Source organism: Maribacter sp. IgM3_T14_3 (assembly GCF_049603095.1).
In the GTDB taxonomy this organism is placed as follows: Bacteria; Bacteroidota; Bacteroidia; order Flavobacteriales; family Flavobacteriaceae; genus Maribacter.
The window spans coordinates 443,790-470,118 of sequence record NZ_CP187138.1; the positions used below are offsets into that span (position 1 = coordinate 443,790).

At 36.6% G+C, this 26,329-nt stretch carries 24 protein-coding genes and 1 pseudogene; 12 read left to right on the top strand and 13 right to left on the bottom strand.

Annotated elements, in window-relative coordinates:
- Positions 1-101: 101 nt before the first annotated feature.
- Positions 102-2,519 (top strand): ABC transporter permease, encoded by a 2,418-nt coding sequence (locus tag ACPF9A_RS02090; protein ID WP_424001226.1) that lies wholly within the window; start codon positions 102-104, stop codon positions 2,517-2,519.
- Between the two features lie 305 nt (positions 2,520-2,824).
- On the opposite strand, the gene ACPF9A_RS02095 is transcribed toward ACPF9A_RS02090, so the two are convergent.
- Both ACPF9A_RS02095 and ACPF9A_RS02100 read right to left on the bottom strand, forming a co-directional pair.
- The gene (locus ACPF9A_RS02095; protein WP_424001193.1) at positions 2,825-3,640 is read right to left on the bottom strand and encodes a hypothetical protein; all 816 of its coding nucleotides are present in this window, start codon (positions 3,638-3,640) and stop codon (positions 2,825-2,827) included.
- A gap of 223 nt (positions 3,641-3,863) precedes the next feature.
- Positions 3,864-5,381 (bottom strand): IS1182 family transposase, encoded by a 1,518-nt coding sequence (locus tag ACPF9A_RS02100; RefSeq protein WP_423997090.1) that lies wholly within the window; start codon positions 5,379-5,381, stop codon positions 3,864-3,866.
- 425 nt (positions 5,382-5,806) lie between these two features.
- On the opposite strand from ACPF9A_RS02100, the gene ACPF9A_RS02105 reads away from it, so the two are divergent.
- The 3 genes from ACPF9A_RS02105 to ACPF9A_RS02115 all read left to right on the top strand — a co-directional run bounded on the left by ACPF9A_RS02105 (position 5,807) and on the right by ACPF9A_RS02115 (position 9,064).
- Complete coding sequence (locus tag ACPF9A_RS02105; RefSeq protein WP_424001228.1) at positions 5,807-6,739, top strand: IS110 family transposase; 933 nt, start codon at positions 5,807-5,809, stop codon at positions 6,737-6,739.
- Positions 6,740-6,783: 44 nt separating this feature from the next.
- Complete coding sequence (locus ACPF9A_RS02110) at positions 6,784-8,301, top strand: IS1182 family transposase (RefSeq protein ID WP_423997090.1); 1,518 nt, start codon at positions 6,784-6,786, stop codon at positions 8,299-8,301.
- Between the two features lie 139 nt (positions 8,302-8,440).
- Positions 8,441-9,064, top strand: coding sequence for a hypothetical protein (locus ACPF9A_RS02115; RefSeq protein ID WP_424001229.1), 624 nt, complete (start codon positions 8,441-8,443; stop codon positions 9,062-9,064).
- Positions 9,065-9,467: 403 nt separating this feature from the next.
- On the opposite strand, the pseudogene ACPF9A_RS02120 reads toward ACPF9A_RS02115, so the two are convergent.
- Positions 9,468-9,950, bottom strand: a pseudogene (locus tag ACPF9A_RS02120) (IS91 family transposase); the annotation flags it as partial.
- 222 nt (positions 9,951-10,172) lie between these two features.
- Between ACPF9A_RS02120 and ACPF9A_RS02125 the strand changes: the two are divergent.
- The 7 genes from ACPF9A_RS02125 (at position 10,173) to ACPF9A_RS02155 (ending at position 14,668) form a co-directional block, all read left to right on the top strand.
- Entirely contained in the window at positions 10,173-10,736 is a 564-nt protein-coding gene (locus tag ACPF9A_RS02125; RefSeq protein WP_424001231.1) for an RNA polymerase sigma factor, read from the top strand.
- Between the two features lie 24 nt (positions 10,737-10,760).
- Complete coding sequence (locus ACPF9A_RS02130) at positions 10,761-11,042, top strand: hypothetical protein (RefSeq protein WP_424001233.1); 282 nt, start codon at positions 10,761-10,763, stop codon at positions 11,040-11,042.
- A 2-nt stretch (positions 11,043-11,044) separates the two neighbouring features.
- Positions 11,045-11,488 carry a hypothetical protein gene (locus tag ACPF9A_RS02135; protein WP_424001235.1) on the top strand — a complete coding sequence of 148 codons (444 nt, stop codon included), beginning with the start codon at positions 11,045-11,047 and terminating at the stop codon, positions 11,486-11,488.
- Between the two features lie 68 nt (positions 11,489-11,556).
- A complete protein-coding gene (locus ACPF9A_RS02140; protein WP_424001237.1) occupies positions 11,557-12,372 on the top strand; it encodes a YHYH protein in 816 nt (271 codons plus the stop codon).
- Positions 12,372-13,073: a toxin-antitoxin system YwqK family antitoxin gene (locus ACPF9A_RS02145; protein WP_424001239.1), complete on the top strand. Its 702-nt coding sequence runs from the start codon at positions 12,372-12,374 to the stop codon at positions 13,071-13,073. The genes ACPF9A_RS02140 and ACPF9A_RS02145 overlap by 1 nt, the downstream gene beginning before the upstream one ends.
- Positions 13,074-13,298: 225 nt before the next feature.
- On the top strand, positions 13,299-13,469 hold the full coding sequence (locus ACPF9A_RS02150; protein WP_424004401.1) for an SCO family protein: 171 nt from the start codon (positions 13,299-13,301) through the stop codon (positions 13,467-13,469).
- Between the two features lie 278 nt (positions 13,470-13,747).
- The gene (locus tag ACPF9A_RS02155; protein WP_424001241.1) at positions 13,748-14,668 is read left to right on the top strand and encodes a YHYH protein; all 921 of its coding nucleotides are present in this window, start codon (positions 13,748-13,750) and stop codon (positions 14,666-14,668) included.
- A 326-nt stretch (positions 14,669-14,994) separates the two neighbouring features.
- Here the strand turns inward: ACPF9A_RS02155 and ACPF9A_RS02160 are convergent, their stop codons facing one another.
- The 4 genes from ACPF9A_RS02160 to xerA form a co-directional block, all read right to left on the bottom strand.
- Positions 14,995-16,143: an IS91 family transposase gene (locus tag ACPF9A_RS02160; protein ID WP_424001243.1), complete on the bottom strand. Its 1,149-nt coding sequence runs from the start codon at positions 16,141-16,143 to the stop codon at positions 14,995-14,997.
- Entirely contained in the window at positions 16,143-16,541 is a 399-nt protein-coding gene (locus ACPF9A_RS02165) for a tyrosine-type recombinase/integrase (RefSeq protein WP_424001245.1), read from the bottom strand. The genes ACPF9A_RS02160 and ACPF9A_RS02165 overlap by 1 nt, the downstream gene beginning before the upstream one ends.
- Before the next feature lie 37 nt (positions 16,542-16,578).
- On the bottom strand, positions 16,579-16,761 hold the full coding sequence (locus ACPF9A_RS02170) for a hypothetical protein (protein WP_424001247.1): 183 nt from the start codon (positions 16,759-16,761) through the stop codon (positions 16,579-16,581).
- 431 nt (positions 16,762-17,192) lie between these two features.
- Positions 17,193-18,284, bottom strand: coding sequence for a site-specific tyrosine recombinase/integron integrase (xerA, locus tag ACPF9A_RS02175; RefSeq protein ID WP_424004403.1), 1,092 nt, complete (start codon positions 18,282-18,284; stop codon positions 17,193-17,195).
- Between the two features lie 155 nt (positions 18,285-18,439).
- Here xerA and ACPF9A_RS02180 point away from each other — a divergent pair, with 155 nt between their 5' ends.
- Positions 18,440-18,826 (top strand): hypothetical protein, encoded by a 387-nt coding sequence (locus ACPF9A_RS02180; protein ID WP_424001249.1) that lies wholly within the window; start codon positions 18,440-18,442, stop codon positions 18,824-18,826.
- Positions 18,827-18,893: 67 nt separating this feature from the next.
- Here the strand turns inward: ACPF9A_RS02180 and ACPF9A_RS02185 are convergent, their stop codons facing one another.
- The 6 genes from ACPF9A_RS02185 to ACPF9A_RS02210 form a co-directional block, all read right to left on the bottom strand.
- Positions 18,894-19,550 (bottom strand): recombinase family protein, encoded by a 657-nt coding sequence (locus tag ACPF9A_RS02185; RefSeq protein WP_424001251.1) that lies wholly within the window; start codon positions 19,548-19,550, stop codon positions 18,894-18,896.
- A gap of 875 nt (positions 19,551-20,425) precedes the next feature.
- Positions 20,426-21,064 (bottom strand): hypothetical protein, encoded by a 639-nt coding sequence (locus tag ACPF9A_RS02190; protein ID WP_424001253.1) that lies wholly within the window; start codon positions 21,062-21,064, stop codon positions 20,426-20,428.
- Positions 21,015-22,199, bottom strand: a complete 1,185-nt coding sequence (locus tag ACPF9A_RS02195; RefSeq protein ID WP_424001255.1) for a hypothetical protein — start codon at positions 22,197-22,199, stop codon at positions 21,015-21,017. The genes ACPF9A_RS02190 and ACPF9A_RS02195 overlap by 50 nt, the downstream gene beginning before the upstream one ends.
- Before the next feature lie 147 nt (positions 22,200-22,346).
- Positions 22,347-22,931 carry a hypothetical protein gene (locus tag ACPF9A_RS02200; protein WP_424001256.1) on the bottom strand — a complete coding sequence of 195 codons (585 nt, stop codon included), beginning with the start codon at positions 22,929-22,931 and terminating at the stop codon, positions 22,347-22,349.
- Between the two features lie 881 nt (positions 22,932-23,812).
- Positions 23,813-24,688 (bottom strand): alpha/beta hydrolase, encoded by an 876-nt coding sequence (locus ACPF9A_RS02205; RefSeq protein WP_424001258.1) that lies wholly within the window; start codon positions 24,686-24,688, stop codon positions 23,813-23,815.
- A 163-nt stretch (positions 24,689-24,851) separates the two neighbouring features.
- Positions 24,852-25,742: a LytR/AlgR family response regulator transcription factor gene (locus ACPF9A_RS02210; protein ID WP_424001260.1), complete on the bottom strand. Its 891-nt coding sequence runs from the start codon at positions 25,740-25,742 to the stop codon at positions 24,852-24,854.
- Positions 25,743-26,329 lie beyond the last annotated feature (587 nt).

The following is a 26,329-nucleotide window of genomic DNA, read 5'->3' on the forward strand; positions in this document are numbered from 1 at the left end:
ACAATATTATATTGACTATTTTTATAACTATTTGATTGACAGAATATTGAATTATGGCATAATAATAGAAGTAAAGCCTAAAGTCAACCAAAAATATACGTATGTATAAACTCTTCCTAAAGATTGCAACAAGGTATCTGATCAAGAACAAGCTTTACTCTTTTATCAATATTTTTGGGTTGGCTATTGGTATCGCCTCGTTTGTACTAATCATGCTTTACGTAAATTATGAGCAGAGCTATGATAAATTTGAAGGTTCTGAAAATGTGTATCGGGTTTATATGGATTATCTGGAAGGTGGCGAATATGTCCCTGGTGACGCGAATGCCTATATCGTAAGCGGACCAGCATTGAAAGAGGAATTACCTGAGATTTTAGATTTTACAAGACTCCGCCGTAGACAGGGAATGGTCCTATTGTACGATAATTTGGTTTTTGACCAAAATTCCGGTGCACTGACCGATCCATCATTTTTTGATATTTTCGACCGTAAGTTGGAAAAAGGCGATGTTAGTACTGCTTTGAGCGAACCGTATTCCATTGTATTGAGTGCCTCTTTGTCCAAAAAGATTTTCGGCAGTGAAGACCCCATGGGCAAAACCCTTAAAATTGCTGGCGATGACGAATCCACTTTCAAGGTTACTGGAGTATTGGACACTAATAATCCAAATACTCATTTAAATAATGATTTTCTAATTTCTTTCCAAACTTTCTATACATGGAAGCTATTTGAAAATGATTGGAAGTTTACATGGAACCAAAATGAATATTATACTTATATCAAGGTCGATAAAAATGCAGACCTTGATTTGCTCAATCAAAAGGTAATGGCCTTTAGTACTGAAGGTCTAAAAAATGAACGGCACCATTTAGAACCTATAGAAGATATACACTTAAATTCAAACAAACCATATGAGGCAGAGACCAATGGTAGCGCCAGTTCAATCAGACTTCTAGCAATTATTGCCTTCATTACCCTATTATTGAGTTGGATGAATTATATGAGTCTTTCTAGCAGTAAATCATTGGAACGAGCCAAGGAAATAGGAATCCGAAAAGTGGTAGGGGCAAAAAGACCACAACTTATCCTTCAATTTTTGATAGAGTCCGCCATGTTGAATTTTATGGCCATTATATTAGCTATAATTGCGGTTTATTTATTGCTCCCGGGTTTCAGTAGGTTCGTAGAACAGGACTTAGGATTCGGTTATATACAGTTAAAAGGCATTATACCCTATTTTGGAGTTATCTTATTAGGGGCTTCCTTAACCGCTTTTTACCCCGCGTTCGTATTGAGCAATTATAGTCCGACCAAGGTATTAAAGGGGAAGTTACAGACTTCAAAAAACGGGTTTAATTTTAGAAAGGCACTTATTGTAGGGCAATTTATCGCAACCATTGCCCTGTTGGCTGGAACTTTTGTCGCAAATAAACAAATTCGTTTTCTAAAAGAAAGACCAATAGGGGCCGATCTAGACCAACTGGTAGCGCTTAAAGGCCAAAAATTGACCGATGTACCAGACTCCCTACTTGTAAAAAAGTACGAAACACTTATTGAGGAGATCAGAAAAAGTCCATATGTAGCTGAAGTAGCGGGTGCGGGTACTTACCCAGGCGATGACTTTTCGAATATGAACTCTAATATCGGCATAACCTTTCCCGATGGAAGAGAAGATGTGAAGCGTATTTGGTATAACTACGGGGTACAACCGGAATATTTTGATTTGATAGGAATGGAATTTGTTGCTGGGGAAGGCTTTAAACGAACGTCTCAAGCGTCGAGCCCAAATGTGGTCATAAATGAAAAAATGGCCCGTTTTATGGGTATTGTTGATATGAAGGAAATCATTGGGAAAACCATTAAATTCTGGGATGTGGATTGGACCGTTACCGGAGTAATTTCGGATTACAACCATTTTGGATTAAAATCACCCGTAGAACCTTTGATTATAAGGCAAGGTAGAAATACAGGTAATATTCTAGTGAAATTCAACAAACAGGTTGGCTCTTTTGCCAAAACCTCGATAGCACTGGAAGAATTGACCAACATATGGCACCAAATATTGCCAGAAAGCACTTATAGTTACACCTTTCTAGATCAAAAATTTGAAGCCCAATACAAAGAGGACCGAAAATTCGCAAAGGCATTTCAAGTGTTTACAATACTTGCCATTCTAATCGCATCCCTAGGTCTTTTTGGACTGACCTCCTATACAGTGTTGCAACGAAAAAAAGAGATTGGAATTCGAAAAGTCAATGGAGCCACCATAAGTGAAATTTTGTCCATTTTAAATATAGACTTTGTAAAATGGGTTGGTCTCGCATTTATCTTCGCCGTACCTATCTCTTGGTATGCCATGAATAAATGGTTGGAAGGTTTTGCCTACAAAACTAGCATGAGTTGGTGGGTTTTTGCCTTGGCTGGAGTTTCCGCTCTTGTAATTGCATTACTAACAGTAAGCTGGCAGAGTTATAGGGCGGCAGTGGTAAATCCGGTGGATGCATTACGAGAAGAGTAAACTAATAAATCCTTTATTTGAACTTTGATAACGGTTTGATAAATCAACCTGTTTCCTAAATTATTAAAGAAAAAACTTGTTTTTCAACACAGTACCTAAGCGTAGTGCAGAGGCAAGGAAACTCTTCGTTTCCGTCTGCCGACGTAGCTAAATCTTATTGTTTTGCTTTTTCTTTTTTTGTTCCAAAGCTAAATCCATAAGATTTAGCGACTTCATAAATATACACAGACCTTTCGGTTTTGCCCCAAAAGTCCGCATTACGTTTTGTTGGCATTAATTATTATTCTCAATAAAAAAAACACTATTTAATAGACATTTACGTACCCCACATTTTTACCTATGTAATCGTCAATATCATCAGATTGAAAATAAAATAAAATTTCTAAATTTTCATAATCATAAATATGTAGACGCTCATTATTTGTACTAGTAAATTTTTCTGTTGGAAGTCCAAACCTATCTACTACGGTAGTCATAGAAAGTTGTAGATTTTCAATTTTCAGACCTTCGCTAATCTCATATTGGTACTGCTCACCAATGTATTCGGTATTCTCAAAAGTTCTCGACCATGGAATGCCGTAAAGTCTCATATAATGGGCTTGATCAACATTGTTATCCATTAATATCCAAAAACCTTTATTAAAGTAATGCCATACTTCTTCGTTTTTATCTTCGATTGTTAAAATATAATCGGGATCCCCATGTAATTCACGTACACGAACGGGAGAGTCTTTATCTAGAGTTAAGCCTTCTACAACTTTAAAATCTATAACGCCGTGTTCAAAAAATATGTAGTCTACGTTTTTTACCTCGGTAAAATTTTCAGAGGTAAGGGTAATTTGTATTGTCACTTCGGTAGCTACCGTAGCACTTAAAGTATAGGTTGTTGAGTTTATTTTATTTACGGTTACATTGTTAGTATTGCTTGTGACTTCAATATTCAAATATCCTTCTGCATCAATACTTACAATTATTTCTTCTTCAGTAAAAGCAAGTTCTTTAGAGCTATCAATACTAGTAATTATTATAGGGTTTGTTTCAAGATTTTCACTGTCGTCACTAGAACAAGAAAGTATAATTGAAAATATTATTACTGTGATTAAAAGATGGTTAAATTTCATTTTTCTAGTTTTTATTATACTTATGGTGGCTCATAATTAATGCCAACAATTAAATATATAACATATGTTATATATATCTTTTATAAAGTTCAAGTTAATAATTAATAGAAAAGTATGTAACCAAGAACATTAAATAATCCTTTATTTGAACTTTGATAACGGGAGTTTGCGCAGCAACTCCATTTCGAATAAAAATAAATGATTTGTTTTGATTTATAGGACCCTAAGCGAAGGTTTTATAGCCGGTTCTTTTGTGGTAAACTAAATTTCCAAGAAAAGGAAAGTCGCCCAAAATGGCTGAAATGGCTCCGAATAGGGCAAAAAATATGTCGACAAGCCTTTTGAGCCTGTCCTTCAACACTTTTGGGTCAAGAATGGACACAAGTCTGCTAAGGTTGTAGCATATCATGATCAGGTTTACCTCGGAGAGCACGTTCTGTTTTCCTTTCATCAATGTATGGGTGAAGCCCCATTGTCTTTTGATGGTCCCGAACTGGTGCTCGGTGATCTGTTGCCTGAGCCTATAATATTCCGGATTTTCCTCCACTCTTTTCTGGTTTTCCTCCAAGGCCTCCTGATAAATGGAGCGCTCTATGAAGCGTCCGTTCTTGTTCGTGGTACAAAGGTGCCTTACGGGGCAGACCTTGCAGGCCTGTCGGTTCTTGTAATGCTTGACCTTGTGGCCCGCCTTATTGTAAACGGTTCCATTGGTCACCAATATCTGTCCGTCGGGACAGGTATAGGTATCCATTTCCCTGTCGTATTTAAAATCGACCATGGGATAAAGGCCGTTGTGTTGGGAAGAATGCTCCTTTGGGGATGAGTAAGTTGTTATCCCGTTCTTGGTGCAGATGTCCAGGTGTTTGCCCGTGGTGTACCCTTTATCGGTAAGTGTCCTCATTTTTTCCACGCCCAAAAGTTGCTTTGCATCGAGTGCCATGGGCGAAAGTGCGTGTGTATCGTTTACGGTGCCCGTGTCGTTGTTGACGAAGAGTTTGTATTTTGCATCACACCCTGCCTGCACGTTATAGCCCACATTGATTATGTTGCGGTGCAGTACTACCGATCTGGCATCGGGATCGGTAAGGCTGATCTGTCGTTCCCCACTGGTGCGCAGCTCTTCCCCGATGTTGCGGTATCTTTCCTTCTTCGATTCCTGGTAGGCAATTTTGTCCTGTATTTTTTCGGTATCCGAATCTCCGTCCTCGGCATCAAGTTGTTGTTGGTATTCCAGTATCTTGTTGTCTATGTACTCGATATGGCGGTCGATCTTGTTCTGGTTGAAGTTGTTCTTCAGGGCGTTCTGGGCCCTTATCTTGAAGGAGTCGATGGCAATGGTCTCGCCTTCGATTAGTTCCCAATCCTTGAGCAGCACCACAAAATACCTGAATGCCCCTTTGAAGGCTTTTGGGTTACGCTTTCTGAAATAGGCTATTTTCCTTGCGGACGGCCTTAGTCCCTTCAGGAGCCATATGACCTCGAGGTTTACCTTGCAGGCATGTTCCAATTGGCGGGAGGAGCGCAGTTTGTTCTTGTAGCCGTAGAGATAGAGTTTGAGCATGTCCGAGGAACGATATGGTGGCCTGCCCTCGTTGTTCAGCACGTCCCTGAACCCCAGGTCGCCCATTGGGAGGATATCCACGAACATATCGACGATCCTTGCCCACGAATCGGGACCCAGGCAGGATTCGAAATCCATCATTACGAGTTGGTCCCTGTCAAAACCTGTTATAAAATCCATACCATTAAGATAATCAATATCAATACGTTATGGTATTGGCCGTGCTAAAGGAAATCAACAAAGTTATTAAGAAAGGGTAGGTTTTTGCGCAGTCTGACGGTTAGTATATGGTTTGTTGCGTGTTTAAATAGCTAATTTAATTAATAAAACCTAAAAGATAATTGAGTTCTATTTTTCTTAATTAAACTAAAACTAGCAATAAATTATATACTTCTTAAGTTTGATTCTCAGTAAATTGTTGATATAATTAGAAAGAACAAAAGAGAGAATTAAGGTTACTATATACGGTGAAGCTTCAGACTTCGACAACATTGATAATCCTCTCTCTTTTACTACTTAAATCACGTTCAGTTCTGTGAGACTTTAGATCTCGTTTTCAAGTTGTTGTGAGCAGAAGTAGCCGGTTCTTTCATAAAACATTTCTTATGAATAAATATAAAGAAACTTTTGGAGTTGACATTAGTAAAGATGTCTTTGATGTACATGGTAGTAACAAAGGTCACGACCAGTATAAGAACGATGAAACGGGGTTCAAGAAATACCTTAAGGAATTACCCAAAGGTTCATTGGTCGTTATGGAAGCTACCGGTTATTATCATTACAGACTTGCACAGTTTCTTTACAAAAATGGAGTAATAGTTTCAGTAGTAAACCCATTATCTATAAAGCGGTTCATTCAAATGAAACTTGCCAAGGTAAAAACGGACAAGAGCGATGCCAAGGCTATATGTGAGTATGCCCTTATCAACGAGGTTCCTATTTATAATGCCTTGACGGACACCCAGAGCGAATGTTTACAGTTGTTCCGGTTATTGGATACCTATTTAAAGCAACGAACGGCAACCAAGAACAAGATACATGGGGAAGCAGTTTTAGGTATACCCTCAAAGTTTGTTTATCGTTCCTTGATACGTAACAAGAAACAGCTCAATAAAGAGGTAGCCGCTATCCAATCAAAGATTCTATCATTGGTGAAAGAGGACCAACAGGAGCAATTGACCTTGTTGACATCGATACCTGGTATAGGTCAAAAGACTGCATTGTTCCTAATAGTGGTCACCGATGGTTTCAGTAAGTTCGAAACCGCAGCACAGCTTTGTAGTTATGTCGGTATAACCCCGACGATACGAGAGTCTGGGAGCAGTGTAAGAGGTCGTGCGCGAATAAGTAAGGTCGGCAATAGAAAGCTTCGTAATCTACTGTTTCTATGTTCTTTCAATGCCTGTAAACACAACAAGGCGTGCAAAGAGGTATATGAGCGAATCGTGAACAAGGGTAAGAGCAAGAAATTGGCACTGATAGCCGTCAGACTGCGCAAAAACCTACCCTTTCTTAATAACTTTGTTGATTTCCTTTAGCACGGCCAATACCATAACGTATTGATATTGATTATCTTAATGGTATGGATTTTATAACAGGTTTTGACAGGGACCAACTCGTAATGATGGATTTCGAATCCTGCCTGGGTCCCGATTCGTGGGCAAGGATCGTCGATATGTTCGTGGATATCCTCCCAATGGGCGACCTGGGGTTCAGGGACGTGCTGAACAACGAGGGCAGGCCACCATATCGTTCCTCGGACATGCTCAAACTCTATCTCTACGGCTACAAGAACAAACTGCGCTCCTCCCGCCAATTGGAACATGCCTGCAAGGTAAACCTCGAGGTCATATGGCTCCTGAAGGGACTAAGGCCGTCCGCAAGGAAAATAGCCTATTTCAGAAAGCGTAACCCAAAAGCCTTCAAAGGGGCATTCAGGTATTTTGTGGTGCTGCTCAAGGATTGGGAACTAATCGAAGGCGAGACCATTGCCATCGACTCCTTCAAGATAAGGGCCCAGAACGCCCTGAAGAACAACTTCAACCAGAACAAGATCGACCGCCATATCGAGTACATAGACAACAAGATACTGGAATACCAACAACAACTTGATGCCGAGGACGGAGATTCGGATACCGAAAAAATACAGGACAAAATTGCCTACCAGGAATCGAAGAAGGAAAGATACCGCAACATCGGGGAAGAGCTGCGCACCAGTGGGGAACGACAGATCAGCCTTACCGATCCCGATGCCAGATCGGTAGTACTGCACCGCAACATAATCAATGTGGGCTATAACGTGCAGGCAGGGTGTGATGCAAAATACAAACTCTTCGTCAACAACGACACGGGCACCGTAAACGATACACACGCACTTTCGCCCATGGCACTCGATGCAAAGCAACTTTTGGGCGTGGAAAAAATGAGGACACTTACCGATAAAGGGTACACCACGGGCAAACACCTGGACATCTGCACCAAGAACGGGATAACAACTTACTCATCCCCAAAGGAGCATTCTTCCCAACACAACGGCCTTTATCCCATGGTCGATTTTAAATACGACAGGGAAATGGATACCTATACCTGTCCCGACGGACAGATATTGGTGACCAATGGAACCGTTTACAATAAGGCGGGCCACAAGGTCAAGCATTACAAGAACCGACAGGCCTGCAAGGTCTGCCCCGTAAGGCACCTTTGTACCACGAACAAGAACGGACGCTTCATAGAGCGCTCCATTTATCAGGAGGCCTTGGAGGAAAACCAGAAAAGAGTGGAGGAAAATCCGGAATATTATAGGCTCAGGCAACAGATCACCGAGCACCAGTTCGGGACCATCAAAAGACAATGGGGCTTCACCCATACATTGATGAAAGGAAAACAGAACGTGCTCTCCGAGGTAAACCTGATCATGATATGCTACAACCTTAGCAGACTTGTGTCCATTCTTGACCCAAAAGTGTTGAAGGACAGGCTCAAAAGGCTTGTCGACATATTTTTTGCCCTATTCGGAGCCATTTCAGCCATTTTGGGCGACTTTCCTTTTCTTGGAAATTTAGTTTACCACAAAAGAACCGGCTATAAAACCTTCGCTTAGGGTCCTATAAATCAAAACAAATCATTTATTTTTATTCGAAATGGAGTTGCTGCGCAAACTCCCGTTGGCAAACATTTTGAAGCAACCTTTTAGACAAATGAAAGACTATTAGTATATAACACAATTAAATACATATAATATGAAAACAAGATTTCTTTTAATAATCACTACACTGTCTTTTGGGCTAATTATTAGCTGTAATTCTGATGATGATGACAATAAGCAAATCGAATATGATATTGGCTCTGTTGGACCTGCTGGAGGAAACGTTTTTTATGATTCAGGGAATTATGATAATGGATGGAGATATATCGAAACTGCACCAAGCGATATTGAAGGTTTTGAATGGGGATGTTTTAATAGCCCAATCGAAAATGCAAGAAATATAAGTATTGGCACCGGACTTGAAAATTCATTAGCGATTGTAGAATTCCATAACAATTTTAATGATTATTATAATAATCCTAGTGAATGTTCTGATGTAAGTAATGGAACCGTTGCTGCTAAAACTTGTTTAGAATTAGCAATAAATGGTTTTGATAATTGGCATTTGCCATCAGAGGGTGAAATGCTATTAATGTATGAAGTTCTTCATTTAAATGGTCTTGGTGACTTTGAAGAGAATGATAAACTTTATTGGAGTTCAACTGAACACGATGATAATACAGCTACAGCAACTGACTTCTCGAATGGCGATCAGGGTTGGAATTGTAAACAATGTGATTTTGGATTTATGAAAGTAAGAGCAGTTAGATATTTCTAAAAACACAAATCAACATAGCGCCAAACTTTTAAAGAATAATCGGCAAAAGAATCTTAGAATTTGTAAATTAATAATCTAGATTTAGTTAAAAAAAAACTGCTTACAATAACTAAGAATATGGCGTGCCGACTGTGTGCCGATGCCTATCGGTATAGGCTAGCGCTATATGCCTTGTTGACTGACGCGGGATGGTAAATAAGGGGGAATACGAGGAGTTTGCCTAGCCCTTGGCAAAGAAGAAGGCTGTTATTTAGCCCTGCTGTGTGTTTCTTTCCGCTATAAAACAGCACCACAATACATTTTTTTCGCTGCTTAGGACACAACTATTGAGTTGTTAAGCAGTTTTACCCGCTTTTTTTTGAGTTTAGGCAGTAGTCTGCCAGGGCACTTTTCAGCACCATTCTTACACATTGAATTTCAATAATTTACGCTTTATGGTCTTTTGGTAATTTTTTGGTGGGCCGCGGCTATCAAAGGTCAAAAGGGTGATCAATGTTCCTTTTTTACAGCTAGGGCAAACACGGTGCAGGGATTTCTCTGGTGTTACAAGTGTTTCTAGGTGTAGCAAATCCTTGTCTGCTAATTGCAATTGTAAAAACGGTAATTTTTCCTTTTTCCAACTACTACTCAAAAAGCCATAATGGCGTATTCGCGTAAAACCTTTAGGAAGTATATGGAGTTGAAAACGCCGTATAAATTCCTTGCTCGTGAGTGTCATTGTTGTTTTCTGGCCGCCTTTACGATAGTCTTTTAAGCTAAAAGTGACTTCTCTTTTCGCTTCATTGATGTTGACTATTCGGTGGTTGCTAATCGCTATTTTGTGGGTGTACCTTCCTAAATATTCAATGACATGTTCTGGTCTTCCAAAAGGAGGTTTGGCATACAGGAACAGTTTCCTAATCTATTTTACCATTGGAAAATGGGATATACAAAGTGAAAACGTTAATTTAGATTTGTATAACAAGAGCCGTATGATGGGAGACTATCACGTACGGTTCTGTGCGGTGTCCGCCACAGGAGGAAGAGGCTTGGGGTGAATTCCCCTTGCCTACTCGACTACTGAACGTTAGCTTTAATGCCAAAATACCACTAAAAGAATTCAAACTGATTGAAAAATAAACTCGAAATTATACAAGCCATTGCTAATGGAGATGAACAGGCTTTAGCCATATTCTATAATATGTATTCGGAAAAAATTTATAATACTGCGTTGAGCTACACCAAGATTGTTGAAGATGCAGAAGAAATTACCCAAGATGTTTTTATAAAAGTATTTAAAAGTATTTCAAAGTTTAATCAAGAGTCCTCTTTAAATACTTGGATATATCGAATTACAATTAACACATCCCTCAATTTTTTAAATAAAAAGAAAAGGTTTAAGCTTTTCAAAAACTCAATAAACAAATCTCAATTAATTAATTTTCAGCATCCAGGTGTTTTATTAGAAAATAAAGAAAATGCAGCAATACTATACCAAGTAATAGATTGTCTTTCCAATAATCAAAAAACAGCATTTATATTAAGTTACATTGAAGAGTTACCTCGTCAGGAAGTTGCTAATATTATGGAAATTTCATTAAAGGCAGTAGAATCTTTATTACAACGAGCTAAAAAAAATATGAGATTAAAATTGGAAAAAAATCACCCTAACCGAAGGAAATTACGAAAATAAGAGTCTAATTAAAAAAGTTACAATATGGAAAAATGGATGGAAGATGTAATCACAAGTATGCAAGGTAGCCAACGTGCGAAACCTAAACCCGCACTATTAGCAAAAATCAACAACCAGTTTAACAGTCAGATAGCTATTATCAATTTTTGGCACCATTGGAGATATACTTCAATAGCTGCTGCTTTTGTTCTTTTCATAAATTCAACAGCATTAATTTACTATACTATTCATAAGGCAAAAACTCAAAATGTCACATCTTTAGATGCATATAAGAATACATTAATCAGTTCCTATCAAATTTATTAATTGTGAGCAAAAAAGGATTTTACAAACTCGTCATCCTAACTTTAGTAGCATTAAATATTGCTATAGTAGCTTTTTTTCTGACCAAATTAAAACCACAAGACAAAGCTTCAGTTAAAAACATTCGATCTGAAATTTTAGAAATACTGCATTTAAACAAAGAACAAGCAGCAACTTTTAATAAATTGGCTGATGAGCATAAACAACAAATGAGAGTGCTAGATGCGCAACAAGCGAAATTATTGTATCCTTATTTTGAAAGCCTTGCCGATTCCTCTATTCATATTGAAAAAGACAGCATATTACACCAAATACAACTATCAGAAAGACAAAAAATAGAATTAACACACCGACATTTTGAAAAAATAAAAAAACTCTTAAATGAAGATCAAAAACCTTATTTTAAGATATTTACAAAGAAAATAACTCAAAAATTAATTGAAAAATAAATTTTTTTTATTCAACCCGAAGGATTTTGATGAATATTTTGTCTAAAAATAAAATAAATAAAACTCTTATGACAAAATCCCTTTTTCACCTTGCATTAATTTTTGTATTCTTATTAACATCCTGTGGTAATGATGATAACAATAACAATAACAATAACGATACCGATACCGATACCGATACCGATAACGAAACAGGAATAGATGGAGGAATTGCAACACCAATATCTGCTTTCGATGAATTCAATCCCAAAGCAGTTACTGTTTCTTTTGATGGTAATGAAATAATTATTGAATCAAATGGTTTACCTAACCATACCTCACCGTATTGGCCAGAAGACAACCCACTACATATTGATAAAGTAGCAAATAATACTGAAGTACAATCGCCGGGACGAATAGGTGAGCGCAGCTATGAATTAACAGTGTCTTCAGCGCCAGAATTAGCTGCTACAGGAACAACTACAGGGTTGGGAGCTATTGGGATTTCGGTATCTGGTGGTCCTATTTTTAATGATCTGGAAGGAGATAATAGACCCATAGAAGAGGTAATTGTTGAAAATTTTGATTATGCTGGAGCACATAATGGACCTTCTGGATATCACTATCATATTGAATCTTTTGATGTGCCTGAAAATACAACACTTTCTTTTGATGATGAACAGTTGGTGGGTATTCTGTCAGATGGGTTTTTATTATATGGAAGAAGAGAAGTTGATGGTTCTTATCCTGCCGATTTAGATGCTTCAGGAGGACATTTTGGAACTACAACACATAGTAATGGTGTAGAATTTTATCATTATCATATTATAAATGAATACTATTTTGGAAATGTTATACCTCTTTTTGCAGGTCAATTACAAGGAACACCAAACACAATACTTTAATGAATAAGAAATCATCTTATAACAAGAAAAATAGTCTAACTTTTTATAAAAAGTTAGACTATTTGTTATTGACTAAAAACCTATTATTCTTTATTTTATTTGTATCAGTAAGTATCTTCACTATTAGTTGTAATCAACAAACTAAAGAAGAAAAAATATCCTCTGAAAATCAAACTATTAAATCAGTAACAATTCCAGATGTAAGTGTCGATAAATCACTCATTATTTACGACAATAAAACTTCCACTTTTTTAATTAGTGAAGAACCTTTTTCAGGATATATAATTTCTTTTTATGAAAATGGAACACCTAAAGAAAAAATTGGAATATTTAATGGAAAAAAACAAAACAAATCTTCTTATTGGTTTTCCAACGGCAAATTGAAACAAATAGGCACATACAACAAAGGTAAACTTCACGGAGAAAAAAAACTTTGGTCTAATGATTCAATCTATACATTAACAACACATTTAAATTACTATTCTGGTAAAGCACACGGAGAACAAAAACAATGGTATAGAACAGGAGAGTTATATAAAATACTACACCTAACAATGGGAAAAGAAGATGGCATACAACAAGCATTTAGAAAGAATGGTGATTTATATGCCAATTATGAAGCAAAAAATGGAAGAATCTTTGGATTGAAAAAATCAGCTTTATGCTATGGTTTAGAAGACGAAAAAATAAATAAATTATGAAAAACAGCAGTATAGTTTTACTTATTATATTTCTTAATATTTTGCAAGCAAAAAGAACCCAATAAAAGTAGGGTTGAAAAGCTTCCGTATTATAATGAGGCTACTTTTACACCTCGTTGGATATCTGCTGATGTCGAAAATTTAGATACTTTTCACAAAATTACGCCCTTTAGTCTTACCAATCAAAATGGATAAATTATCGCAGAAAAAACATTCGAAGATAAAATCTATGTTGCAGACTTTTTCTTTACTTCGTGTCCAGGTATTTGTCCAAAAATGACTGCCAATATGAATATTTTGCAAAAAGAATTTTTAAAAGATGATGATGTTCTATTACTTTCCCACTCTGTAACACCTAGTAGAGATTCGGTTTCTATATTAAAACGATATGCGTAAAGTAAAGGCGTTGTATCTAATAAGTGGCATTTAGTTACAGGAAGTCAACAAGAAATTTACAAACTTGGCAGAAAGGATTATTTCGTTGAGGAAGATTTAGGAACCGAAAAAAATGTTGACGAATTTTTGGATACCGAAAATTTTGTTCTAATAGATAAGAGCAGACAAATAAGAGGTATTTATTACGGTTTAAATAAAACAGCAATAAGTCCACTAATAGCAGATATAAAAACTTTAAAATTAGAATAGTAGGCCTCTTTAACAATTAATGTTTTAGTATGAAATTAAAAACGGTTTTAATAGTAACTTTAAGTGTAATAGCATTAACTAATTGTGGCACATCAAGTAAAAGTAAAGACCAAAAAGAAAATGAAACGTCTGATAAAATTGAACAAACAAGTACAGACGAGAGACCTGAAAGACCCGACAGGCCTGAACGAGGTGATAGACCTGAACGAGGTGATAGACCAGACAGAGGTGAAGGTAGAAGAGAATATGAAAAAGTAGAAACAGCATTAGGAAAGTTAACCCCTTTGTCGGCATTTGATGAATTTAACCCAAATTCAGTAACAGTATCTTTTAATGGTGACGAAATCACCATTGAGTCTACTGGTCATCCTAACCATACAACACCTTATTGGGAAGAGTCGGATTCTCTATATATTAAACCTGTGGTTGCTATTGCGCAAACTCCTGGTCGCATAGGAAGTCATCGTGACCGTAGTTTGACCCTTACGGTTTCAGCTTCACCTGGAATAGCGGTTAAAAGTACAACTACAGGCTTGGGGCCAATTGGTATATCTGTAACAGGTGTTCCTATTTTTAATGATTCCGAAGGACCTAATAGACCTTTAGAAGAAGAAATTGCTGAAACATTTGATTATGCAGGAGGACACGTTGGTCCATCAGGTTACCACTATCATACAGAAGCTAAGGATGTTCCTGAAAACACGATGCTTTCTCACAATGACAAAAAGATAGTTGGAATTATGGCTGATGGATTTTTAATCTACGGGAGAAAAGATTTTGATGGCTCATACCCTACTGATTTAGACGCTTCAGGAGGACACTTTGGTGCAACACCACACAGTAATGGCGAAAAAATTTATCATTACCATATTATAAATGAATATTATGTTGGAAATTTAATAGTTCTTTTCGCAGTTGATTTTATGGGCTCACCAACAAACATACTTTAGAAAGTGAGTTCAAAAGTACTAAAGCTAATAACTAAGAATTTGGCGTGCCGACTTTGTGCCGATCCCTATCGGTATAGGCCAACGCTATATACCCTGTTGACTGATCCGGGGTTTGTAAATAAGGGGTAATTCGTGAAGTTTGTCTAGATCTGTACAAGGAAGCAGGCTGTTATTTAGCCCTGCTGTGTGTTTCTTTCCGCCATAAAACAGCACCACAATACATTTTTATCGCTGCTTACGACACAACTATTGAGTTGCTAAGCAGTTTTACCCGCTTTTTTTTGAGTTTAGGCAGTAGTATACCAGGGCACTATTCAGCACCATTCTTACACATTGAATTTCAATAATTTACGCTTTATGGTCTTTTGGTAATTTTTTGGTGGACCACGGCTATCAAAGGTCAACAGGGTAATCAATCCCCCTTTTTTACAGCTAGGGCAAACACGGTGCAGGGATTTCTCTGGTCTTACAAGTGTTTCAATATGTAATAAATCCTTATCCGCTACTTGCAGTTGTAAGAGCGTTAGTTTCTCCTTTTTCCAACTACTACTCAAAAACCCATAATGGCGTATTCGGGTAAATCCTTTAGGGAGTATATGGAGTTGAAAACGCCGTATAAATTCCTTGTTCGTGAGGGTCATTGTTGTTTTTTGGCCACCTTTACGATAGTCTTTTAAGCTAAAAGTTACTTCGCTTTTTTCATTATTGATATTCAATATTCGGTGGTTGCTAATCGCTATTTTATGCGTGTACCTACCCAAATATTCAATGACATGTTCCGGTCTTCCAAAAGGAGGTTTGGCATACACCACCCACTTTTTTTTGAATAGACTGTCATATAGAGATTGTGGCAAATCTGGTAATGCCTTGCGTAATTTTGCCACAAAAAGTCCTCGGTATTTTTTGCTTATTGCTTTTACCGAAAACAGAAAATTATCCTTCCCTTTTCCCTTTTTCCAAAACCCAGCTTTTGAGACCCCTCCCTTGGGTACTATGCAATGTAAATGTGGGTGCAATTGTAAATTCTGTCCCCAGGTGTGCAAGACAGCTATCATACCCAATTTTGCGCCCAGATGCTTGGGATTGTTCCCAAAGGCAGTGAGTGTTTCCCAAACGGTATCAAACAAAATCTTATACAATACCTGAGGGTTGCGCAGTGCCACAGGATTAAGACTGTCTGGTAATGTGAAGACTACATGAAAATAGGGCACAGCAAGAAGCTCTTGCGATCTGGCTGCTATCCACTCTTGCTGCTTATGACCTTGGCAGGTAGGACAATGCCTGTTGCGACAAGAATTAAATTGTAAATGCAGCTTGTTACACTCCATACACCAGTCTAAATGTCCGCCAAGGGCTTTAGTACGACATTTACGTATGGCGTGCAGCCCTCGCGCGTTCCAACTATTATGAGTAATATCCTGCAGATGGTCTACTTCTAAATTCAGCACATCTGCCACCTTATATGTAGGATGCACTAGGGTGTAAATAAAGTATCTAGTGGACTAAACTTCATAGAGCTACCCATATTGGACACCTGTAAATACACAATGGTAGTTTCAATATGAGCGTGGCCTAGCAGTTCCTTTAGACTCATGATATTCATCCCATCTTCCAGTAAGTGGGTCGCATAGGAATGGCGAAGGGTATGTGCGGTAAATTTCTTTTGGGTGTTTACTTTAGAGCGGCATTCCTTGATAACCCATTGGATGCCCCTTGTGGTAAGAGGGCCTGCTTTCCCGTCTTTGGTAACCTGACTATTGAAAACATATTTTACGGGGTTTTCTGTCTCAAAATAGGTTTTGAGACCTCGGGCAAGGTGGGGACTCAAAGGAAGATAGCGGTCTACCTTTCCTTTTTGTTTTTTTACAAACACCGTCTTTCTATCAAAATCGATATCTGCTTGTAAGAGATTACATTCCCGAGGCTTCGGGATCGTAACTGCGCAGACCGCAGCCGTAGAGCATCCCCAACATCAAACGATGTTTTAAGTATTTGGGAGCCTTTAATAATTCACGAACCTCTTTTTTGTTAAGCACCAAGGGAAGGTCTTTCTGCCTTTTTATTTGTGGGAGGCTAATGCGTTTTTTCTCCATCCCAAGCACCTTATAGGCAGCACGAAGCCCGTAGATGGTATGTTTAAAAAAGCTCTCCGAAGGGGTCTTATGCAGGTTCTGGCAATGGTAGAGATAGTCGTTTATCTGTTCCTCGTTAAGGCGCTCGGGACTAGATTTGTAATAAATAGCCAGGTGTGCAAGACAGCGCAGGTAGTTGCGCAGTGTACTGCTAGCTTTACCATTAATGGCAAAACTCTTTTCTAGTGTAGTAGCTAGTTCTTTAAATCTGGGGACTTCTGATAAGGCAACCTCTAATACGGTCTTTGATTTTTTTTAAATACATAATGTTAAGATTTTAATGAACTCATTAAGATAGTGTATTTTTATAATCAAACTAAAAGCTCCCGAGGTACGAGGGTTAGTTCAAGTTGTATATAGTAACAAGTTACTATATTTCTATTTTAGAAATACTAATCTAATGGATTTTTAATTTTCTTAAAAGTATTGGTCGCCACATGGGTGTATATTTCGGTCGTCTTGCTGGAGCCATGACCTAAAAGTACTTGAATCTGTCTAAGATCTGTACCTGATTCCAAAAGATGTGTTGCAAAACTGTGCCGTAATACATGTGGGGTAACGGTATCTCTTATACCTGCTTTTGCTGCTGATTTTTTAACGATGTTCAATACACTTTCTGCGGTATATTTTGATGCCTTTCTTCCCTCGAATAAATAATCTTGCGGCTTCCACTCTCTGTAATAAAGACGGAGATCATCCAAAGCGGATTTTGATAATAAGGTATACCTGTCCTTATTGCCCTTGCCGTCCTTTACCCTTACAAGCATTCGCTTACTATCAACATCCGAAATTTTAAGGTTCAAAAGTTCACTCCGTCTTAGACCTGAACTGTACAAAAGCTTTACAATGCACCTATGCTTGATATTATTGGTGTTCTCGATAATTGAAATGATCTCCTCCTTTGATATTACCTTGGGTAGCTTGGACTCCTTTCTTGGACGTTCTATTTCATAAAATCGGTTCGGCATGCCCAATACTACCTCATAATAGAATTTAATGGAATTGATTACTTGGTTTAGATAAGAATTGGATACGTTACGATGAATAAGCTTTTGAAGAAACGCTCTAATATCCCTTTCGTCAATGGCGTTCAGTTCCTTATGCTTATAATGATTTATAAACATTTCAAAGAACGAAACATAGGTGCGCACGGTGCTATTGGCATATTTTTTTAGTTCAAGTTTTAGAAGGTACTCTTCGGGACAACATCTAAATTGGGGTATGGGTTTCCTCTTGCGGTACCATTCCACATCTATTGCCTCATTGGTCGTCTTTAATGGTTTGTTGGTCAAGAATCGATTATAGTTTATCCAAACTTCACCTTTAAATGTGTTAAAGATAATGCCAAGGTTAGCTTTGGTATTCTCAATATAGGCCATATTGTACCGTTTACTCCATCTGGGGCCAGGTAGCCCTTTGATTAAATTTTGTATCAACCTATCCGGATAAAATTTGATGCCTATCATCTGTTGCCCCTTGATCATAAGATGATATAAGGTTATGGATTTTATATGCGGTGTATAAGAAGAAGCCATACTATTGAATTAATGGATAAAAGGGCAATTTATAGGATAGAATTGATTTAATCGTACCTTAAGCGAATAATGTTCGTATATACAACCACTTAAATTTAACAGGGATGAGATTACAGCATGAATGTATATATTGTAAAAAGCAACTTACAGGTAGAACGGATAAAAAATATTGCAACTTACACTGCAAGAGCGCCAACCAGTACCAAAAGGAAAAACAGAACCCGGAACGGTTTTATAACAAAGTGGACAATCAACTAAAACTCAATAGGAAGATTTTAAAGGAATACAACAAGGGAGGAAAGGTAACGATACGGTCTAATGTGTTATTGGAATTAGGATTTAATCCTAAATTTATTACACACTATTGGAAAAATCAAAAAGGAGAGGTATATCTATTTGTTTACGAATACGGATTTTTGAGCAAGAAGGATAACGGAAAAGAAAAGTATGTCTTGGTCATTTGGCAGGACTATATGGCGGTAGGGCTATAGGGCTGATCGTAAAAAAGTTTGCTTTTTTGCTGATTTTCTTTATGCGTTTTCGGAATCAACACTGAATCTACAAATGTCGTTTGCAATATGCATCTTCTAAATCTTGCGCTTGATCCCAGAATACAACTCCACATTCCTTACAATTTCTTCTGCCCTGAATAGCCAAATATTTATATAGGGTAGGTTTTGATTTAATACCTACCAATTTCATGATGTCGACAATAGGCAATTTATTCTCTTGGTAATATGTTGCAGCCAGCATCGCCTTTTGTTTAGCTTCTTTACCAAGCCCCTTTTTACGACCCAGTTGTATACCCCTTCTTCTTGCACTCTTAAGACCGGCAGTGGTCCGCTCTATAATTATATCACGTTCCAGTTGGGCTACGGCACCGAACAGTGTAATTATAAATTTGCCGTGCGCAGAAGTCGTATCAATGAACGGGTCATTAATACTCTTGAATTTAACACCAAGTTTCTCGAACTGATCGACCAATTTTAACAGGTGGGAAATACTCCTGGCAATTCGGTCCAGTTTCCAGACGATTACCGTATCTCCTTCCCTAAGTTTAGAAATCATCAGATCTAAATCATGGCGTTCTGACTTGGCGCCGGAGGAAACATCCCTGTAGATATTTTTCTCGGTGACACCTTCTTTTAAAAGTGCATCTATTTGTAAACTGGGATTTTGGGTTTTGGTGCTGACCCTTACATAACCAAAAAGCATAACGAGTATAATTATAGCTCTAAAAATAAACTATTAAATTATACCGATAAAATGAACCGCAATTTATTTAAAATTCGATTTGATTAAAAAGTTCAATAAAACGGTCGTTTATATGCACTACGGAAAGCGTTAGACAAAAGGTAAAACTCACAAAGCTAATACGGAAGAATTCTGATTTTTTCAGGGAGAGTTTCGCAGTGTTATCTTCTAAAAGTTAAATGAACAATATTTTGCACTATTAGTGACTTCGATAATCTATTCTTATTTGAATACAGGCAGTATTTGACTATTCTTTTTACTAAAAAGTTCTTTTCTTAAACCTAAAAATAACCGCTGCACTATGTTCAGCGATATTAATTCTTTTTTACCTTACTCCAAAACTTTAGAAAGGATTTTAGCTTTTCAAAACGTCTGTCATAGAAATTTTCGGGGATTATCGAATCGGATATAAAATTATGTTTATAGCGAGAAAATACAAAATACCCAGAAAATCATTGAGAAATTCCTCGACAGGTGCACCGATATGAAGATTAGGGCAAAACCTTCAAGAAAGCCAATAAAAGAAACCTTAAGACAGACCATAGAGCCGAAATGGTTTCTAAGAGAGAACAGGAGACACTAGAACAAAATCACAAAAAAACTCATAAGGCTGATTATATGGAACTGGGCAAGTTTTCCTGCCCGGGTTTTCGGTTTCCTAAGGAGTATTTCAAATCTTTTAGGAACATGTAGATATATCGTAAGGTAAGAGTTTAATAAAGCAGGGGCAGTAAACTTTAAGTGGCTGTATTAGAGGCTAGAAACAAAAGGGGAACATCTAAAATTTCAAAAAGATAAAATCAAGCCCATATTAGCAATTTCATCCCAGTTCAATATTAAAAATTCCACCTATTAAAATGAACACGATATTTTATTTTGTAGCCAATTTCTAATTTTGTAACGATAATTAGCTCTACGGTTCCAAAGATATTATTGTTATGGTAGTAATGATATAATATATACTGATTATCTTCAATTAAAACAAGAGACGAAAAAAAATGTCCATAGTTCTTACTAGAATCTGGCTCTAATAGTAATATATCATTTGAAAATTTTTTTTTCAGCTTTTTCTCTTCTGGGATATTATCAATAATATTCTTTATTTTATTAGATGTAAAATATTGATTTAGGCTCTTAAAATCGGAAAGTAGAGATTCCTCTAATACTAATTTTAAAGCTGAATTATCTGTTGTACTAAATATTTCCGGTGTATAATTTGTTTTTTTCTCAACATATTTAATACTATCTTCTTTAGTGAATTTCCCAACCTTTACCCAATTGTGTAACTTCTCAAATTCTAAAGAATCCATATTTTTAGATTCTAAAGCTATTTCTTCAATCAATCGATAATATTCTTTACTTTCTACAACATTTTGACTAACGGAATTGAGAGATATCAGTAGAAAGATAGTTACTGATATACCTCTAGTTACATGGAGATCCAATGGCCAATATTTCGAAACCTGTACTTTCATAGTCTATAAGATATGTATAATTTTCTTTTACTGTTTCATCTAACAGTGTCCAAGCAACCGAAGATTGAAGACCGGCCCATGCTAATGCCTCAGCTGTATTCTCACTAACACCATAACCTTTAGAATTACCATAATTCTGAATAATTTGTGCACTTTCCAAAACTATATCACCCATTATTTGATGTTGTATGATTGCTAGGTCGCTCAATACTTCTTCTTGAGGTACGCCAGCTTGAACATGCGCAACGAACTTGGTCCACTCATTCGCTAAATCGGAGTAATCTATATTAGGGTTATCAATATTTATACCAGCATTTGATAATTGATAGAACATTAATGCATGTATATTTTCATGAATGACTGTGGCGAAAATTGACAGGTCGGTTGCTTCCATTAAGAAATCATTGTCTAATTCAATTTTTATATTCGTTATATTCCCTTCATTATCTACAGTTGGTATTGTTCTTGCCAATACCATACCGTTAGGATTATCTTGAAAGATATCTTCATTTGAATAAAATAGAGTGGGTGCATCATCATCTCCAAAAGCATCCTTAATCTTCTGACCGATAAGATTATCAGAGTTGTTTGCACTTTCTATGACTTCAGCGGGGCATGGAGGAGTTACTGTAATTATTACTCTATCATCAAAATTAACAATACCTCCACCACCATCAACGAACACATCAATGGTCTCATTAATAAAATTCTTCGTATCGTCGGACAAGCCGTTATCAATGAAAAACTGTACCATCAGCTGCGCCGTGCCATGATTATCGGCAAGGAAATTGATTTCTTCCCAAGAAAGGGATTCATTCAGAAAGTAAAAAAGCTTTTGTACCGGTTTTTCATAACCGCTCAGCGCTACGCCACCGGTAGGTTCCGGACAATCGCCCGTGCGCATGCTACTGGCATTTTTGTTCGTACTCGACTCGGCACTTGGACAACTAAAATTTACGATTCCCGAATCCCTGATCTGCGAATTGGAATCTGGACATCCGGATCCTCCATCAGCTGCGGCCGTTGTATTCGATGTGCTGTTTACGGATACCGTATTGCTATAGGTGGTGATGGTATAGTTCCCATACGGAGTCTGGTCAGGGAAAGTGACGACCCCACTAGAAGCGGTCTCCACTTTAGTCTCGGAGCCATTGTTCGTTACGATGGTAGAGCTATAGGTATAAATACCTCCATTAGTGGTGTTGCCGAAAATCGCGTTCGTGGTATAACCATCTAAGTATGTGAATAAGTGGAGCCTGGGGTAAGCGGTGGACCGCTACTGCTACCACTTCCCCCGGTAGACCCGACCACAATCTCCTGTCCTGCCTGTTCTGCCGTATTTTGAATCACTGAAGAAACTTTCGAAGGTGTGGTAGGTATAAGCGGATTTGAAATAACGTAAGTCCCCATCACTTCGCAATAAATCATCAATGGTGCCGGGGTCGATAATGTGCGCAATGACATAAGGTTCCTCCAATTGTCCTTCGGGAGTCCTATGAACCACAAGATTGTATAGGTGATTCGCTGGGGCGTCCTTTACCAAGATGTCGAACGTATAGTTGACCCCTCCGGCAATGGTCATGACTTCTGCTATTGTGTCCGTCTGTATCCTCGTGTTATTGTAATTCATTTTACCGGAACTAATGCCTTTCTGACCCAGACCCGTCAAGGTGCCAAGGTTCTCCATGACATCTGGGGCCATACTGCCGGGAATGTTCCTAATGGTGGAACCGTCGTCTTCTACAGCTGTTTCAATCACTTCAGTTGGGTCGTCGGTTACCGCTTGCTCTAGTATTTTATCATTAGTACAAGACATTAATATTAAAACGGCCCATAGCGTGACCATCTTGGGATAAAATCTTTTCATTTAAACTATATTTACGTATATTCTTACAATATAGTGATTTTTACTTCAAATTTTGAAAGAATAAACTTTAATGAACATATTATATTAAAGTCTCAAGATTTAAGTTCTGTGTCTATCACAAATAATTAAAGTTAATTGAATATTAACGTCATGTCAAATTGAAAATTTCGTAACGGAATTAGATTTAAATTCTATAAAAGTATCACACCTTTATTGATTTTATTACTTAATCTAGCATCGTGATGTCACTAAATATTTGCAAACTTATCCAGTAATAAAGATTTTGAACCCACAATGGAAATGTCAATACCATGTTTAGAATTAAAAAAATCCCTTGTAATTCACTATTAAATAGTCTTTCAAAAGATTGTTTTCACAATTCCTATCCCCAGTCTATTGAAAAGTTGTTTTTAAATCAGGCCTAGAGTCATTTATCTTAATTCTTTTAAGAACCGTAGAATGTTAATTATTAGAACTATTCAAAAAACAAAGACACAAGGGACTAGGAAAGGATTTGTTTTGTGAGAAATATGACAATACCCTAAAACGAACGTTTTGGCACTAAAGTTATCTTCTTAAGATTTCAATAAACCTGTTTCCCACTTAATTAAGCCATTGTATCTAAACCCACCCCTAATTGAACTTTCAAAATTACTTTTAAAGTCTATAAAAAGTATTAATAATTATACTTTACCTGAAATCTTTTAAAAGAGTTTAATTGTCCATTCCTATCGATAAACTATTGGAAAGTTTAGCGAAACGCTAAATTTCAAAGGGGTCGGACGGTCGTTTAAATATACAGTTTCATCTAACAACGGTAATAAATATTACTAAAAATAATAACAATTAGAACGCGTAAATAATCCAGATTGTCGAATCTATTACTTCAATCCAATAATTTCGTTTAGTTTCAAGATTGTTTCATTTGGTAAATGTGTAAGAGTTTCAATATGTCCAGTATTTGTTTCCCAAAATTTTTTTGGTTCTTTAGCGGCATTAAAAATGTTCTTTCCTCTTTCTAATGGTACAGCTCTGTCTTTATTACTTTGTATAATTAGTTTAGGAATATTTTCAATATCCGTAATATCTCTAACAGCAACATAATCTTGATTATAATCCTCAGGGTTTTTTATAAATGGTTTTAAATAAAACTCCTGAAAATTGTCAGTAATAAAACTTTGAGCTGATTCTAATCCTCCATCCAGAACTAAAGCGTCTATTTCAATTTGATTGTCTTTCGTCAATTTAACGGCTAATTGACCGCCTAAAGACATTCCATAAACTATGGTTTTAATACTATCATTTTCTGTTTGTTTCAAAAAATCTAAAAATGCCATTTCGGTATCTTTCATTACTCCTGTATAATTTGGTATACCATTTGATTTCCCATAGCCTCTCCAGTCTGTAGAATACACTCTAAATCCATTATCGACAAGTGGTTTGATTAGTTTTTTACCTTGGCTAGTATTTCCGCTGTTTCCACGTAATAGGAAAATATTTGCTTTGGCATCTGATTTTGGGTTAAAAAAATAGGTATGAATTTTAATTGAATCTTCTACGGTAAGAATATTTTCTGAATAATTTAAACCGTGCATACTTTGCATCCCTTTAGTAGGTCTATAAAAAAGTTTGGTTTCATTGTTATTTACCAATGCCTTTATGTAAGGATCAGACTGATAAATAAAAACACCGTAAACAATTATTACTAAAAATAAAGCAGTAAATCCACATCCGATAATTTTGATTGTTTGTTTCATTGTAATTTAGATTTTAACATTATAAGTTATTTAGGCTTTACGTAGCTGAATCGGCAATAAAGCCAAGTAATCACTTACTAATAATATTGTGAAATAAATATTTTCGTAGAAGTATTCCTAATATTCGGGATGGTCGGGATTGATTTGGGATAACTAGGATTAGCTACTGTTTAATTTCTATTTTACCAATTGCAACTTCAAATTCCAAGGCTTTTTGTCGTGATACGGGAATGAATTCATCATAGTTTTTTAAAAGAACCTTATAGCCTCTAGAGTTCCCATTGATAGTTGTCACTTGTTGAATGTTTATTATATAAGACCTATGGCAAAAATTAAATACTTCAAATTGCTCCAAATCTTGAAAGAGAGCTTTCAGTGTATTTCTTAATAAAGTACGTTTAACAAGTTCATCTGACAAATAATATACTTCCACATAATTATGAGCACCTTTCAAAAATAAAATATCACTAATCGCAAGCTCTACATTTTCCGTTTCATCGTTAGACTTTAGTTTGACCTTAACTTTCAAATTATTTAAAAGTTCACTGTCAAATTTCTTTTTAATCAAAAGCATATTAAGGTACTTAGCTTTTTGTAAATAGTCATTTAGGACAATGTCACGTTTTATGTATATCGATAATGGAATTGTAAAGAACTGCTGACCTATAAACAGTATAATTATATTTTCAATCGTAATTTCTAAATAGAAACCGTCAGGAACATTCCATATCCACAGGAGCAAAATATAACAAAAACCTATTCCGGCAATTATCTCTAGAAGCATCCAAATTATCTCTTTACCTATAGTCCACTTCTTTTCTGAAAATTGACTTTTAAAAAAAAATGGAATTATCACTCTAAGAAGTAACTGACTATTAAAAACCATGAACAGCATTATAAAAGCTAATGAACTAGGTTTTTGTTCAGGTTGTGCAAAAATAGGCCCAGTAAATAAAACAAAAAGAAAACTTAGACTGCATAATGTTAAAGTAACATTTAAAGTCTTTTTGTTCTTTGTAAAAAAAGGAAAATCTTGTCGCAAAAAGTTAATCATATCTATTTCTAAATAATTTGCAAATTATTGCTTCAAATGTAAAACTTAAGAGTTAATGGGATGGTTGGTATAATTTAGGGACAACTGGGAAATAAGATTCTCTATAAACCGAAAGTTTGCCTTATTCTAACTTTAAAGAACGAATTAATGCGTTCCCACGTAATTGAACTAGAATGTTTAATCCCACCCCTAATTGAACTTTTAAAATTACTTTTAAAGTCTATAAAAAGGTGTTAATAATTATACCTTAGCTGAAGTCTTTTAAAGAGTTTAATTGTCCATTCCTATCGATAAACTATTGGAAAGTTTAGCGAAACGCTAAATTTAAAAGGGGTGAGACGGTCGTTTGTTTATACTTTTTTAGTTCCGTAAAACGTGAATTACCGGAACTATTAAAAAGAACGACAAATGGAACTGGATAAGGATTTGTTTGACGCGAATATCGATAGTGCCGAAAAACGGCCGTTTTTTTGAACTGAAAATACATGGGAATCAAACATTACCCCCACAAATTTCTATGAAACGTATTGCGATGACTAAAGAAGTATTTCCGACTTCATAGTTTTTTATTGAGTAAACGGCAAAAC

Bases quoted from the DNA above. Each gene is read 5' to 3' on its own strand.
- ACPF9A_RS02180 (WP_424001249.1), top strand. From the start codon at position 18,440: ATGAGATTACAGCATGAATGTATATATTGTAAAAAGCAACTTACAGGT.
- ACPF9A_RS02155 (WP_424001241.1), top strand. From the start codon at position 13,748: ATGAAATTAAAAACGGTTTTAATAGTAACTTTAAGTGTAATAGCATTA.
- ACPF9A_RS02130 (WP_424001233.1), top strand. From the start codon at position 10,761: ATGGAAAAATGGATGGAAGATGTAATCACAAGTATGCAAGGTAGCCAA.
- ACPF9A_RS02115 (WP_424001229.1), top strand. From the start codon at position 8,441: ATGAAAACAAGATTTCTTTTAATAATCACTACACTGTCTTTTGGGCTA.
- ACPF9A_RS02105 (WP_424001228.1), top strand. From the start codon at position 5,807: ATGAATAAATATAAAGAAACTTTTGGAGTTGACATTAGTAAAGATGTC.
- ACPF9A_RS02210 (WP_424001260.1), bottom strand. From the start codon at position 25,742: ATGATTAACTTTTTGCGACAAGATTTTCCTTTTTTTACAAAGAACAAA.
- ACPF9A_RS02110 (WP_423997090.1), top strand. From the start codon at position 6,784: ATGGATTTTATAACAGGTTTTGACAGGGACCAACTCGTAATGATGGAT.
- ACPF9A_RS02145 (WP_424001239.1), top strand. From the start codon at position 12,372: ATGAATAAGAAATCATCTTATAACAAGAAAAATAGTCTAACTTTTTAT.
- ACPF9A_RS02190 (WP_424001253.1), bottom strand. From the start codon at position 21,064: ATGAAAGTACAGGTTTCGAAATATTGGCCATTGGATCTCCATGTAACT.
- ACPF9A_RS02170 (WP_424001247.1), bottom strand. From the start codon at position 16,761: ATGGAGAAAAAACGCATTAGCCTCCCACAAATAAAAAGGCAGAAAGAC.
- ACPF9A_RS02200 (WP_424001256.1), bottom strand. From the start codon at position 22,931: ATGAAAAGATTTTATCCCAAGATGGTCACGCTATGGGCCGTTTTAATA.
- ACPF9A_RS02095 (WP_424001193.1), bottom strand. From the start codon at position 3,640: ATGAAATTTAACCATCTTTTAATCACAGTAATAATATTTTCAATTATA.
- ACPF9A_RS02100 (WP_423997090.1), bottom strand. From the start codon at position 5,381: ATGGATTTTATAACAGGTTTTGACAGGGACCAACTCGTAATGATGGAT.
- ACPF9A_RS02205 (WP_424001258.1), bottom strand. From the start codon at position 24,688: ATGAAACAAACAATCAAAATTATCGGATGTGGATTTACTGCTTTATTT.
- xerA (WP_424004403.1), bottom strand. From the start codon at position 18,284: ATGATCAAGGGGCAACAGATGATAGGCATCAAATTTTATCCGGATAGG.
- ACPF9A_RS02140 (WP_424001237.1), top strand. From the start codon at position 11,557: ATGACAAAATCCCTTTTTCACCTTGCATTAATTTTTGTATTCTTATTA.
- ACPF9A_RS02185 (WP_424001251.1), bottom strand. From the start codon at position 19,550: ATGCTTTTTGGTTATGTAAGGGTCAGCACCAAAACCCAAAATCCCAGT.
- ACPF9A_RS02090 (WP_424001226.1), top strand. From the start codon at position 102: ATGTATAAACTCTTCCTAAAGATTGCAACAAGGTATCTGATCAAGAAC.